This window comes from Streptomonospora sediminis (assembly GCF_054778995.1).
Genome location: NZ_BAAGYZ010000029.1, coordinates 1 through 13,415, shown reverse-complemented (window position 1 = coordinate 13,415; position 13,415 = coordinate 1). Strand labels below are relative to the sequence as shown.

The window sequence follows — 13,415 nt, the reverse complement described above, 5'->3', positions numbered from 1 at the left end:
GCAACGCCCTCACCTCGGGATTTGCCTGCTGGTCAGAGCGCTAGCGGATACTGTTCATCCCTGCGCCGCCCTCTGCTGGACGTTCCGTTAGCCAAACTCGATCGAGGTCGGGCGCCGAGCGCTGCGTATGGCACGCTTCGTAGTGCCCTTGATTTCCAATTTGCACCGCCCGCGCGACGCCCTTGCCCGGGGCCCGAGCAGAAAGGCCGTCGATGGTCGACCTCCCGGAGCGGCCGGAGGAGTCCGCCCCCCTGGCCCGGAACCCGCTGCGGGAGCAGATCCGGCAGATGCTGGTCGAGGGTCTGCTCTCGGGGCGCTGGCAGCCGGGCGAACGCATCGTCGAGCGCCGTATCGCGACCGAGTTCAACGTCAGCCAGGCACCGGTGCGCGAGGCGCTGCGCGAGCTGGAGACCCTGCGGCTGATCGAATCGGTGCCGAACAAGGGCGCCCGGGTGCGCGACTTCGGTGTCGCCGACATGGCCGAGATCTACCCCGTGCGGGCGGGCCTGGAGCTGGTTGCGGCCGAGCTGGCCGCGCCGCGGCTGTCCGCTGATCCGCGGCCCCTGGAACGCGAGGTCGAGGCGCTTCAGCGCGCCACGGCCAAGGGCGATGTCGAGGCGCAGATAAAGCACAGCGTGGAGTTCCACCGCGAGATCGTCCGGGCGGCGCAGAACAGTGTCCTCTCTCACACTTGGGAGTCGCTGGGGGTCGAGGTGTGGACCCGGCTGTCGGTGCGCTGGCTGAACATGGAACTGCACGCCAAGGCGGTCGACCACGCCCAGATCACCGAGGCGTTCCGCACCGGCGACCCCGATGTCGGGCGGATGGTGCGCGAACACGTGCTGAACTACGTCAAGGCGGCGATGCGGACCTACGACCGCGCCGGCTGAGGCTTGCCGCCGATACACCCGCCGCCTGCCCGATTCGTCGCGGAACTCCCGTAAAGTCGTATTGATCGATCATCGATCAGTACGTAGAGTGTGCGCGACGCACATCACACGGTATGTGCGTCGAATGCGCTACGCGAGCCGACCGAAACGGGTGACCCGAGCCCGCAAGCGGGGAAGGGTGACACGGTAGGCGGGCGGACCGCGAGTCCTGCCACGACCAGCTAAACAGCCACTTGCGCGCCTCGCCGATTGAGCCCGGCGCCGGCGCACCCTCTCCCGGGCCCGGTTTCGGCCGCGCCCGGGTAGCGGCCGAAACCGGGCCTACAGGTCCCTACACGGCCGCCTCCGCACGTTAGAAAGGCACCAGCATGGCTGAAACGGCCAAGGCGAAAGGCGGCGGCACCGCCAGGAGCACAGGGGGCCGCCGGCGGAGCCGGAACACCGCCCCGGACAGTGCCGCCGCGAACAGCTCCGCGCCGGGCATCGCCGACGAACAGCCGGACGTGCTCCTCGACTACTACCGGCGGATGCTGCTGGTCCGCCGGTTCGAAGAGCGCACCGGCCAGGCCTACACCCAGGCCCGGATCGGGGGCTACTGCCACCTGAACCTGGGTGAGGAGGCCACGGTCGTGGGCCTCATGGAGTCCCTCCAGGAACGCGACTACCTCTACACCAACTACCGCGACCACGGCTATGCCATCCACAAGGGCATCAGCCCGCGGCGGGTCATGGCCGAGCTCTACGGCCGCTCCGACGGAGTGGCCAAGGGCTGGGGCGGGTCCATGCACATGTACGACACCGAAACCCGCATGCTGGGCGGCTACGGCATCGTCGGCGGCCAACTGCCGCTGGCCACCGGCGCGGCGATGGCCGTGTCCTACCGCGGCGGCGACGAGGTCGTCATGTGCCAAATGGGCGACGGCACCACCAACATCGGCGCCTGGCACGAATCGCTGAACATCGCGTCGCTGTGGAACCTGCCCATCGTCTACGTCATTATCAACAACTTCACCGGCATGGGCACCACGGTCGACCGCGCCTCGGCAGAGCCCGACCTGTACAAGCGCGGGTCCGCCTTCCGGATCGAGGGTGTGCGCGTCGACGGCCGCGACGTGCTGGCCGTCCGCGATGCGGCCGCCGACCTCGTCGAGAAGGCCCGCTCCGAGCAGCGGCCCTACATCCTTGAGGCGACCAGCTACCGCCTCAAGGGCCACTCGGTGGTCGACCCCGCCAAGTACCGCAGCGAGGAGCAGACCGCCGAAGCCCGGGCCAACGACCCGGTCTCCGCCTTCGAGGACGCCCTTGAGGAGGCCGGCGTACTCACCGAGGACAAAAAGAAGGAGATCGCCGACTCGGTCAAGGACGAGGTCGCCGACGCCGCGGACTTCGCGGAGAACAGCCCGCACCCCGAGGTCTCCACGCTGTTCGACTACACCTACGCCACCCCCGTGGCGAACGAGTCGCGCCGCATGCCCGCCGACCCGGTATTCGCCGAGTAGACAAGGACGGGTACATGTCTGTCATCACTTACCGCCAGGCCCTGCGCGACACGCTGCGGGCGGAGATGCACCGCGACGAGAACGTAATGCTTCTCGGCGAGGAGATCGGCGTCTTCGAGGGCTCCTACAAGATCACCGAAGGGCTGCTCAACGAGTTCGGCGAGCGCCGCGTGCGCGACACCCCGATCTCGGAGGAGGGCTTCGTCGGCGCCGCGGTGGGCGCGGCGATGATGGGGCTGCGCCCTGTCGTCGAGCTCATGACCATCAACTTCTCGCTGATCGCCATCGACCAGATCATCAACCACGCCGCCAAGGTGTACGGGATGTTCGGCGGCCAGACCAGCGTGCCGATGGTCATCCGCACCCCCGGCGGCGGCGGCCAGCAGCTCGGTGCGACCCACTCGCAGAACATCGAGCTGTTCTACGCGTTCATCCCCGGCCTGAAGGTCATCGCCCCCAGCTCCCCCGCCGACGCGGCCGCGATGCTGCGCGCCGCGGTCCGCGACGACGACCCGGTGCTGCTGCTGGAGAACCTGGGACTGTACAACTCCAAGGGCGAGGTCACCGAGGGCCAGGAGCCGGTCGCCGAGATCGGCCGCGCCGCGGTCACCCGCGAGGGCAGCGACATCACCCTCATCGGCTACTCGCGGATGGCGGCCGTGGGCCTGCAGGTCGCCGAGCAGCTCGCCGAGCAGGACATCAGCGTCGAGGTCGTCGACCTGCGCAGCCTGCGCCCCCTCGACCGGCAGACCATCGCCGACTCGGTGCGCAAGACCGGCTGCGCGGTGATCGCCGAAGACGACTGGCTGACCTACGGGATCGGCGCCGAGATCGCCGCTTCCATCCAGGAAGGCGCCTTCGACTACCTCGACGCCCCGGTGCGCCGGGTCGCGATGGCCGAGGTCCCGCTGCCCTACGCCAAGCCGCTGGAGACCGCCGCGCTTCCGTCGGCCGAGTCGATCACCACCGCCGTCAAGGAGACCCTGAGCGCTGTCGGCAAGCGAGTCGGGTGAAGGGGAACCACACGATGTCTGAGATCTACATGCCGCGCCTCTCCGACACCATGGAGGAAGGCGTAATCAGCTCCTGGGTCAAGAACGTCGGCGACAAGGTCGCATCGGGCGACGTCCTGGTCGAGATCGAGACCGACAAGGCCGTCATGGAGTATGAGGCCTACGAGGACGGCTACCTGGTCGGCCAGTCGGTGTCCGAGGGCGATACCGTCCCGATCGGCGCGGTCATCGGCCACATCGGCGAGACCCCCGACTCCAAGCCCGCCGAGCCCGCCTCCGGCGGTTCGGCGGCACCCGCTGCCGCCGAACCCGCCGAGACCGCGCCGCAGCAGCCCGCCGCCGAACCGCAGGCCCCGGCCGAACCCGCCGGCGGCGGCCCCGACGGCGGTGCGGGCACGCGCCCGCGCAGTTCCCCGCTGGCGCGCAGGCTCGCCCGCGAGTACGGGTTGGACATCGAGTCCATCAGCGGCTCCGGCCCCAAGGGCCGCATCGTGCGCGCCGACATCGAGGCCGCGGCCCAGCAGCGCTCGGTCGAGCCCGCAGCCGCCCCTGCGGCGGCACAGGCGCCCGCGGCGGCCGGTGCGCCCGGTCAGCAGCCGTTCGACGACGGCCGCGACTCCACCGAGCTGAGCGTGAGCAACGTGCGCAAGGTGATCGCGCGCCGCCTCACGCAGAGCAAGCAGGAAGCGCCGCACTTCTACCTGCGCCGCACGATCGACGCCGAAGGGCTCAAGGAGTTCCGGACGCAGATCAACGCACAGCTGGAGGGCACCGGCAACAAGGTCAGCTACAACGACCTGATCGTCAAGGCCTGCGCCACCACGCTGCACGCACACCCCGAGGTGAACACGTCGTGGGTGAACGAAAAGCTGCTGCAGCACGGCCGCGTCAACGTCGGCGTCGCGGTGGCGGTCGACGCCGGGCTCATCGTGCCGGTGCTGCACGACGCCGACAAGCTCCCGCTGTCGGAGATCGCCGAGCGCAGCCGCAAGCTCGCCGGGCGGGCGCGCGAGGGCAAGCTGAAGCCGCAGGAGATGAGCGGCGGCACCTTCAGCGTCAGCAACCTCGGAATGTACGGGATGGACAGCTTCTCGGCGGTCATCAACCCGCCCGAGGCCGCGATCCTGGCCGTGGGGGCGATGAAGCAGCAGGCGGTCGTCCGCGACGGCGAGGTCGTGGCGCGCAACACCATCTCGCTGGAACTGTCGGTTGACCACCGCGCCGTCGACGGCGCGGTCGGCGCGGCCTTCCTGAAGGACCTCGCCGAAGTGCTGGAGAACCCGATGCGGATCGTCATCTAGCCGGTCGGCCTGTTCGGTTGCCGCGCCCGTCCCCGCTGCTGCGGGGGCGGGCGCCGTTGTGTGCGGACGTTGGGGGCGTGCGCAGGACCGGCACGCAGCCTGCGCGGGAACGGTCAGCACGCAGCGAATCCGGCACCGCGAGCACGGTTCCACGTGAAACCTTGCAGGTGGGTGCCGGTGCAGGCCGGATGCGGCGCGGCCAAACCGGGCCGGGCGCACGGCGCGGGCCTGCCGGCGGATGGACCCGGAGGTGGCGGTGACGTCGGCGGATGCGCCAGGCTGGTGCTTCCCGCACACAGTCGGCGGCCGGCGGCCGGGCAGGCCCGGACCGCCAGGCGGCCGGCTGCGCGGCGGCATCGGGCGGCGGCGCCTCCCTCGGTTCGGCGCCCGGTGCCGGGGTGGCCGTGCCCGGCCACCCCGCGGTGTGCCGTCCACCGGGCGGCCGCCCAAGCCAGCCATCCCCCGGCGTCGACCAGGAGACTCCCGCATGACGACCTCCCCGCAGCCAGAGTCCGCATCCGCCCCGGTCATGACCGCGGCGGCCATCGCCCCCGGACCGGAGTGGACCCTCACCTTCGTCCTGCAGAACCGGGGCGTCTACGCGGGCCACTGGCTGCTTCCGGGCGGGCGGATCCAGCCCGGTGAAAGCCCGGAGCAGGCGGCGCGCCGCGAGGCGGCCGAAGAGACCGGGGTGAGTGCGGGTCCGATGGCACCGACCGGGATCTACGACATCCGCGGCCGCAGCGAGGACGGCGAGGACTACTGGTTCCGCATGCACGTCTACCGGGCGCTGCGGGCGTGCACGGTGCCCGAAGGGTTCGCGCCCGACCCGGCAGAGGTGGCGGGGATCTCCCAGGTGCACGCGCGCGACATCCTGCCGCACCCCACCGACATGGTCGTGCTCAACGACGCCGGCCTGTCCGACTACGACCCTGCGCTGGTGCGCCGGCTGCTGGCCGCCGACAGCGTGGAGATGGCGCCGGTGGACGCCGCCCTCTCCCCGTGAAGGTTCTGGGTGGGTGCCCGGGCGGCCGGTGCCGGCGGGGGTCCGGGCCCGCGAAGCCCGCCAACTGAACGATTCGCGCACATCAGGGCCGTCCCGGCTGCTTTACTGGAGGTCATGGGCGAGCGTTGGCAGGATCGGTTCAGCGCGGGCAGGGTCAGTCTCCCTTCGTGGGCGCGGCAGGCCCCGGACCGCTCGCTGTTTCGCAGCAACATCAGCGGCACCTGGGAACTCCACTCCTGGGACCGGACCACCGGCGAACAGCGGCAACTGACCAAGCGCAGCCACGGCACCGAACACGGTGTCCTCGACCCCAGCGGCCAATGGGTGTGGTGGTTCGACGACACCGACGGCGACGAGTTCGGCGTGTGGCGGCGCCGGCCCTTTGCCGGCGGGCCCGACGACACCCCGCTGCCCGGCCTCTCCCCCTCCTACATCGGCGGCCTGGCGCTGGGTAGCGACGGCTTCGCCGTGGTGGGGCGCTCCACCGACCACGGCTTCAGCGCGCACGCCGCGACCGCCGGCGGGACCGCCCGCACGGTCTACGCCCACCGGTCCGAAGGCTGGGTGGCCGATCTCTCCGACGACGGTTCGCTGCTGGCGCTGGCCCACAGCGAGCACGGCGACAGCCGGCACATGGCGGTGCGGGTGCTGCGGCCGGCCCCCGGCCCTGTTCCCGGCGCCGGATCCGCGGCGGCAGCAGCGGCGGCAGGCGCCGAGCCGGCGGAGCCGGCCGGGTCCGCGCCCGCTGCGGCGGCCGATGCGGCCGAGACCGTCGCCGACCTGTGGGACGGCCCCGGCCTCGACCTCGCGCCGGTGGCCTTCGAACCCGGCGGCCGCAGGCTGCTGGTGCTGCACGAGCGCCGGGGCCGCCGCGCGCCCCTGCTCTGGGACCCCGTCTCAGGCGCCCAGCAGGAGATCCGCACCGGCCTCGACGGCGAACTGTCGGCCGACTGGACACCCGATGCCGCCGCCCTGCTGATCACGCAGGAGACCCGGGGCCGCGTCCTGCTGCACCGCTACGACCTCGCATCGGGCGCGCTCACGCCGATCGGTACCGGCCCCGGCGTGGTCTCGGCCGCCACCGCCCGGCCCGACGGCACCGTCGAATACTCCTGGTCCAGTTCGCAGCACCCGCCCACCGTGCGCGACACCACCGGCGCCGTCGTGCTCGAAACCGCCGGCCCCAAGGCGCCGCCTTCGGTGCCCGTTCAGGACGCCCTCATCCCGGGCCCCGGCGGCAGCGTGCACGCGCTCGTCTCGGTCCCGCCCGAGGGCCGGCGGCCCTACCCGGCGGTCTTCGTCGTGCACGGCGGCCCCCAAGACCAGGACTACGACTCCTTCCTGCCCGATGTCGCCGCCTGGGTCGACCACGGCTTCGCGGTGGTGCGCGTCAACTACCGGGGCTCGACCGGCTACGGCGCGGCCTGGCGCGACGCACTTGAAGGGCGGGTGGGCACCACCGAACTGGAGGACATCACGGCAGTGCGCGACTGGGCGGTCGAGACCGGGCTGGCCGACCCCGGCCGGCTGCTCATCGAAGGCGGCTCGTGGGGCGGCTACCTGGCCCTGCTGGCGCTGGGCCGGCGCCCCGCCGACTGGAGCGGCGGCATCGCGGCCGTGCCCATCGCCGACTACGAGGCCGCCTACGCCGACGAAATGGAGGCGCTGCGCGCCTTCGACCGGTCGATGTTCGGCGGTTCGCCCGCCGAGGTCCCCGAGCTCTACCGCGCCTCCTCGCCCATCACCTACGCGGCCGACGTGCAGGCACCGGTGCTGGTCCTGGCCGGCGAGAACGACCCGCGGTGCCCGATCCGCCAGGTCGAGAACTACCTTGCCCGGCTCGCCGAGCTCGGCAAACCGCACGAGGTCTACCGCTTCGACTCCGGGCACGGCTCGTTCGTGGTCGACGAGCGGATCCGCCAGATGGCCGCCGAACTCGACTTCGCGTTGAGAGTCACCGGTCGGCGGGAAGGCGCACCTCCGGGAGTGTCGTAACCATGGGTGGGCAACCGCGCTACCTGTGGGTGGCCGACCTGCTGCGCCGCCCCATCCTCAACGGCGACCTCGAACCCGGCTCGCGGCTGCCGTCGCGCTCCCGGCTGTCCCGCACCTACGGGGTCAGCGAACAGGTCTCCCGGCACGCGCTGCGGCTACTGGTCAGCGAAGGGCTCGTCGAGGCCCGGCCAGGGTCGGGCTACTACGTGCGCACCGTGCCGGAGATCCACCGGTTCTCCCGCACCGACCGCTCCTCGGGTTCGGGGGTCGACCCGCTGCAGCGCGAAGACCTCGGCGCCCGGTCCGAGACCGTGTGCGGGCTGATCGCGCGGCGGCTGGGTGTCCGCGACGGCGCGCGCGTGTTCCGCACCCGCTGCCTGGGGATGGCCGACGACGCGCCGGTGGCGCTGCACACCGCCTGGGAGCCGGCGTCGCTCACCCAGGGCACGCTGCGTACGCCCGCCGACGCCGAGCCCGGCACCAGCGTGCTGCAGCGCCTCGGCGCCGCGGGCGTGGTCATCGACCGGGTCGTCGAGGAGGTGTGCGTGCGCCCGCTGCGCGAACCCGAGTCCAACCTGCTGCACCTGGCCCCCGGACTGCCCGTGCTAGTCGTCGAACGCACGCACTACCAGGGGCCGCGCCCGGTCGAGACCTCCGACCTGGTCGGGTCGATCGACCACTGCCGGCTGCTCTACCGGCTCAGCCTGGCGCGGCCGCCCAAGAAGGGGCGCTAACGCCGCTCGCCAGAGCCCCCGACACACCGGTGGCCGACCACTGCGCGGTTCGCGCTGCGGCCGGCCACCGGGTTGGTCAACGCACGGACCGCCCGGATCAGGCGCCGGTGAACTCTCCGGCCACGACCTCGGCGATCTGGGCGGTGTTCAGCGCGGCGCCCTTGCGCAGGTTGTCGCCGCACATGAACAGCTCCAGCGACTTCGGGTCGTCCAGCGAACGGCGGATCCGGCCCACCCAGGTGGGGTCGGTGCCCACCACGTCGGCGGGAGTCGGGTACTCGCCGCGGGCGGGGTCGTCCTGAACCACGATGCCCGGCGAGGAGGCGAGCACGTCGCGGGCACCGTCGGCGGTGACCTCACCGTCGAACGTGGCGTGCACCACCAGCGAGTGGGTGGTGACGACCGGCACCCGCACACACGTAGCCGAAACCGGGAGGTCGGGCGCGCCCAGGATCTTGCGGGACTCGTTGCGGACCTTCACCTCCTCGGAGGCGTAACCGTCCTCCTTCAGCGAGCCGGCCCACGGCACCACGTTCATCGCCAGCGGGGCCGGGAACGGGCCCAGCTCGCCCACCGCGGCCCGCACATCGCCGGCGCGGCTGCCCAGGGTGCGGTCGGTGGCCGCCTTCTCGATCTGGTCGTGCAGGGTGTCGATGCCCTCCTGGCCGGCGCCCGAAGCCGCCTGGTAGGAGGACACCACCATGCCGGCCAGCCCATAAGCCCGGTTCAGCGCGCCCATCGCCACGATCAGCGACAGGGTGGTGCAGTTGGGGTTGCTGATGATGCCGCGGGGGCGGTTGCGGGCCTGATCGGCGTTGACCTCCGGCACCACCAGCGGGACCTCGGGGTCCATGCGGAACGCGCCGGAGTTGTCGACCGCCACCGCGCCCCGTTCGGCGGCGACCGGCGCCCACTGCTTCGAGACCTCGTCGGGGACGTCGAACATGGCCACGTCGACCCCGTCGAAGACCTCGGGCGCCAGGGCCTGGACCTCGACCTCCTCACCGCGGACGGTGAGCCGCTTGCCCGCCGAACGCGGCGAGGCGACCAGGCGGATCTCGCCCCAGACGTTCTCGCGGGTCGAGAGGATGTCGAGCATCACGGTGCCGACGGCCCCGGTGGCACCGACGACGGCAAGAGTGGGGAGCTGGCTCATCGTCCGGTACCTCCGTAAACAACGGCTTCGACCTGGGCTGCGTCGAGTTCGAACTCGGAGTGCGCCGCCGCCACGGCCGTGTCGACCTGGTCCTGCTCGACGACCACGGAAATGCGGATCTCCGAGGTCGAGATCATCTCGATGTTGGTGCCCGACTTGGCCAGGGCGTCGAAGAAGCGCGCGGTGACGCCCGGGTAGGAGCGCATCCCCGCGCCGATCAGCGAGACCTTGCCGATCTGGTCGTCGTAGCGCAGCGACTCGAAACCGACCTTGTCCTGCACCTTCTTCAGAGCGGCCAGCGTGGTCTGGCCGGCGTCCATCGGCACGGTGAAGGAGATATCGGTGCGCGCGGTGGAGGCCGCCGACACGTTCTGCACGATCATGTCGATGTTGATCTCGGCGTCGGAGAGCACCGAGAAGATGGTCGCCGCCTCGCCGATCCGGTCGGGGACGCCCACGACCGTGATCTTGGCCTCGCTCCGGTCGTGTGCGACACCGGAGATGATCGGTTGTTCCATACCTTCGGATTCCTCAACTTCTGTGACGACCCAGGTACCGGGCTTCTGACTGAACGACGAGCGGACATGCAGCGGTATTCCGAACCGCCGGGCGTACTCCACGCAGCGCAAGTGCAGGATCTTGGTGCCGCAGGCGGCCATCTCCAGCATCTCCTCGTAGGAGATCTTGGGGATGCGCTGCGCGGTGGGCACGATCCGCGGGTCGGCGGTGAAAACGCCGTCGACGTCGCTGTAGATCTCGCAGGCGTCGGCGTTCAGCGCCGCGGCGAGGGCGACGGCCGTGGTGTCGGAGCCGCCGCGGCCCAGGGTGGTGATGTCCTTGCTGTCCTGCGAAACGCCCTGGAAGCCCGCGACGATGCAGATGGAGCCCTCGTCCAGCGCCTCCTGGATACGTCCGGGAGTGACATCGATGATCTTGGCGTTGCCGTGCAGAGCCGTGGTGATGACTCCGGCCTGCGAACCGGTGAACGAACGGGCCTCGTAGCCGAGGTTGCCGATCGCCATGGCGACCAGCGCCATGGACATGCGCTCGCCGGAGGTCATCAGCATGTCCAGCTCGCGGCCGGGAGGCAGCGGCGAGACCTGCTCGGCGAGGTCGAGTAGCTCGTCAGTGGTGTCGCCCATGGCCGAGACCACGACGACGACGTCGTAACCCGCCTTTTTCTGAGCGACGATCCGCTGTGCCACTCGCTTGATGGCTTCCGCGTCGGACACGGAAGACCCACCGTACTTTTGCACGATCAGAGCCACGGTCGTTGCTCCTGAGGGTTCGGGATCACGGTAATCAACTGAGAAGTGTAGTCAGCGAAATGTCGGAGACGCCGTCTCACCTGCGGGGGAGTCGGCGCTGGCAGGCCGCGGGCCGCAGAGCACCGGCGCGGGGACGTACCCGGTGGGCGGGCGAATACTCGTGTTTCCGGCAAGTTGCGCCGCCAGCTCGGCAAACGCCGCACCGCCGACCGGCCGTACCGGCCGGGCGCCCCGCTGCGGAATGTGAGCTAGAACTCCAAACTCCGCCGGCCTTCGAAGGCCCGGCCCAGAGTCACCTCGTCGGCGTACTCAAGGTCGCCGCCGACGGGCAGGCCGCTGGCCAGCCGGGTGACTTTCAGCCCCATGGGTTTGACCAACCGCGCCAGGTAGGTCGCGGTGGCCTCCCCTTCCAGGTTGGGGTCGGTGGCCAGGATCAGCTCGGTGATCTGGCCATCGGATAGGCGGGACATCAGCTCCTTGATGCGGAGGTCGTCGGGACCGACGCCTTCGATGGGGCTGATCGCGCCGCCCAGGACGTGGTAGCGGCCGCGGAACTCGCGGGTGCGCTCAATGGCCACGACGTCCTTGGGTTCCTCGACGACGCAGATGACGGCGGAGTCGCGCCGGGCATCGCGGCAGATGCGGCACTCGGACTCCTCGGAGACATTGCCGCACACGCCGCAGAACTGCACCCGGTCCTTGACCTCGACCAGCGCGCCGGCGAGGCGCTTGACATCGGCGGTCTCGGCGGCGAGCAGGTGGAAGGCGATGCGCTGCGCGCTTTTCGGACCGACGCCGGGCAGCCGCCCGAGCTCGTCGATCAGATTCTGAACCGCGCCTTCGTACATTTGCCACCCACGTGTCTCATCAGTACCCCTCCCACCGTAGCCCAGGCCGCGGTGCGCTGCCTCCACTGCATGGGGCGGCGGTGCGGCCGCCGGGGCCGACCGGCCCGGCAGGACCGCGGAGCTGCGGCATCCCCGCCTGCCGGCCGCGGTGGCGGGAAGGCGTCCGGTTCCGCCCGCGAGCGGCCCGCGGGCGGAACCGGATCAGAATCCCGGGAGCCCCGGCATGCCGCCGCCACCGGGAAGACCGCCGCCGGGCATGCCGCCGCCACCCATGCCTTCGGCGAGCGGGCCCATTTTCTCCTGCTGCAACTCCTCGACCGAGGACTCGGCGTCGCGGATGGCCGCCAGCACCATGTCCGCAACCGTCTGCGCGGTCTCGGCGGTGTCTTCGGTGTCGATGGCCTGGGGATCGATGCTGATCTCCTCGACCAGACCGCGGCCGTTCACCGTGACCTTGACCAGGCCCCCGCCAGAGGTGCCCTCGACCTTGGCCTCGTCGAGCTGCTGCTGGGCCTCCATCAGCTGCTGCTGCATCTGCTGGGCCTGCTGGAGGAGGGCCTCCATGTCCATTCCGCCGCCAGGGTTCACTGCATCTCTCCTTGCCTGCGCTGTCCGTGCTTGCGAGCGTATCCGCTTCGCGCGCTTCGGTTCGCGCGCCTTCCGGCACGGCCGGCGATGCGCCGGGACGGGTAATCGGCGGCACGCGGGCCCGCGCCCGCGAACCACCGCATGCGGCGGGCGCGTGCGGCCCGCGCAGCCGGGCTCATTCGGCGGAGTGGTCGATCTCGCTGATCATCTTGCCGCCGAGCTCGGACTCGACCAGCGCGAACCCGGAAGCCCCCTTGGCGCCGCCTGCGGATGCCTGCCCGTTGGTGCCCGGCTGCGCGCCCGGCGCGGCGGAGTGCGCCGTACCGCCGGAGCCGCCGGGCCCCGCGGGGTCGGGAGCCGGTGCCGGCTGCGCGGCGGCGGGTGGGGGCCCGCCCCCGGGCTCCGGCTCGGGAGGCGGGGCGTGGGCCGCGTCCTCGTAGGGATCGGGTGGCGGCTCCTGCTGGTGCGCCATTGCAGGCGGGCCGGGCGCGGGCGGCGGATCGGCGGCCGTTGCGCGCTGCTGGGCACCGGGGCCGGAGGCGGCCGATGCCTCGGCGCCGCCCGCTGCGGGCGCCGGTGCGCCCGGAGCCTGCGCAGGCTGCCGGTCCGCAGGCGCATCCCAGCCGGCGGGTTCGCCTGCCGGCGGCGCTGCCGGCGGGCGGGGCGGCGCGGGAGGCGCCGCCGCGGCCGGCCCCGAGCCGTTGGCGGGCACGGCCGCCACCCGGACCTCCATACCCAGAACCTGGCGGATGGCCTGGGCCACGACCTGGTCGCTGCCGCTGTTGGAGAAGCCCTTGGCGTCGTTGGCGCGGGTGAAACCCAGTTGGACGAGGTTGCCTTCGAGCCCTACCGGGCGGACATCGCTCCCGCTGAGCACACCCCAGGTGAACCGGCGGATGCCCTTGACGGCCTCGATGACCTGTCCCCACGCCGCCTGGAGGCTGCCGAGGTCGGCGCCACCGCCCGCGGCGGGTGCGCGCTGCGCCGCAGCAGGCGCAGGCGCGGGTGCGGCGGCCCCACCGCCGGGGTCGCCCCAGTCGTCGGGGGCCGGGGGCCGGGCATCCTGCCGCGCACCGGAATCGGCGGCCGGCGCCGCGGGAGCCGCCGGGGCGGGTTG

The 13,415-nt window shown here is 71.6% G+C and carries 11 protein-coding genes and 1 pseudogene; 7 read left to right on the top strand and 5 right to left on the bottom strand.

Annotated features, from left to right (window positions below; all coding sequences use genetic code 11):
• The first annotated feature begins 212 nt into the window (after positions 1 to 212).
• The 7 genes from ACYVD5_RS07525 (at position 213) to ACYVD5_RS07495 (ending at position 8,438) form a co-directional block, all read left to right on the top strand.
• Positions 213 to 890 carry a GntR family transcriptional regulator gene (locus ACYVD5_RS07525; RefSeq protein ID WP_461000201.1) on the top strand — a complete coding sequence of 226 codons (678 nt, stop codon included), beginning with the start codon at positions 213 to 215 and terminating at the stop codon, positions 888 to 890.
• A gap of 368 nt (positions 891 to 1,258) precedes the next feature.
• The gene (gene pdhA / locus ACYVD5_RS07520) at positions 1,259 to 2,389 is read left to right on the top strand and encodes a pyruvate dehydrogenase (acetyl-transferring) E1 component subunit alpha (RefSeq protein WP_461000200.1); all 1,131 of its coding nucleotides are present in this window, start codon (positions 1,259 to 1,261) and stop codon (positions 2,387 to 2,389) included.
• 14 nt (positions 2,390 to 2,403) lie between these two features.
• The gene (locus ACYVD5_RS07515) at positions 2,404 to 3,402 is read left to right on the top strand and encodes an alpha-ketoacid dehydrogenase subunit beta (RefSeq protein ID WP_461000199.1); all 999 of its coding nucleotides are present in this window, start codon (positions 2,404 to 2,406) and stop codon (positions 3,400 to 3,402) included.
• Between the two features lie 14 nt (positions 3,403 to 3,416).
• A complete protein-coding gene (locus ACYVD5_RS07510) occupies positions 3,417 to 4,703 on the top strand; it encodes a dihydrolipoamide acetyltransferase family protein (RefSeq protein ID WP_461000198.1) in 1,287 nt (428 codons plus the stop codon).
• Between the two features lie 487 nt (positions 4,704 to 5,190).
• Positions 5,191 to 5,709: an NUDIX hydrolase gene (locus tag ACYVD5_RS07505; protein WP_461000197.1), complete on the top strand. Its 519-nt coding sequence runs from the start codon at positions 5,191 to 5,193 to the stop codon at positions 5,707 to 5,709.
• A gap of 114 nt (positions 5,710 to 5,823) precedes the next feature.
• The gene (locus ACYVD5_RS07500) at positions 5,824 to 7,704 is read left to right on the top strand and encodes a S9 family peptidase (RefSeq protein ID WP_461000196.1); all 1,881 of its coding nucleotides are present in this window, start codon (positions 5,824 to 5,826) and stop codon (positions 7,702 to 7,704) included.
• Between the two features lie 2 nt (positions 7,705 to 7,706).
• Positions 7,707 to 8,438 (top strand): GntR family transcriptional regulator, encoded by a 732-nt coding sequence (locus ACYVD5_RS07495; protein WP_461000195.1) that lies wholly within the window; start codon positions 7,707 to 7,709, stop codon positions 8,436 to 8,438.
• A gap of 97 nt (positions 8,439 to 8,535) precedes the next feature.
• On the opposite strand, the gene ACYVD5_RS07490 is transcribed toward ACYVD5_RS07495, so the two are convergent.
• The 5 genes and pseudogenes from ACYVD5_RS07490 to ACYVD5_RS07470 all read right to left on the bottom strand — a co-directional run.
• The gene (locus tag ACYVD5_RS07490; protein ID WP_461000194.1) at positions 8,536 to 9,594 is read right to left on the bottom strand and encodes an aspartate-semialdehyde dehydrogenase; all 1,059 of its coding nucleotides are present in this window, start codon (positions 9,592 to 9,594) and stop codon (positions 8,536 to 8,538) included.
• Positions 9,591 to 10,862, bottom strand: a complete 1,272-nt coding sequence (locus tag ACYVD5_RS07485) for an aspartate kinase (RefSeq protein ID WP_461000193.1) — start codon at positions 10,860 to 10,862, stop codon at positions 9,591 to 9,593. The genes ACYVD5_RS07490 and ACYVD5_RS07485 overlap by 4 nt, the downstream gene beginning before the upstream one ends.
• A 248-nt stretch (positions 10,863 to 11,110) precedes the next feature.
• On the bottom strand, positions 11,111 to 11,710 hold the full coding sequence (gene recR, locus ACYVD5_RS07480) for a recombination mediator RecR (protein ID WP_461000192.1): 600 nt from the start codon (positions 11,708 to 11,710) through the stop codon (positions 11,111 to 11,113).
• A gap of 201 nt (positions 11,711 to 11,911) precedes the next feature.
• Entirely contained in the window at positions 11,912 to 12,280 is a 369-nt protein-coding gene (locus ACYVD5_RS07475) for a YbaB/EbfC family nucleoid-associated protein (protein WP_461000343.1), read from the bottom strand.
• Between the two features lie 193 nt (positions 12,281 to 12,473).
• Positions 12,474 to 13,415 (bottom strand): annotated as a pseudogene (locus ACYVD5_RS07470) (DNA polymerase III subunit gamma/tau); the annotation flags it as partial.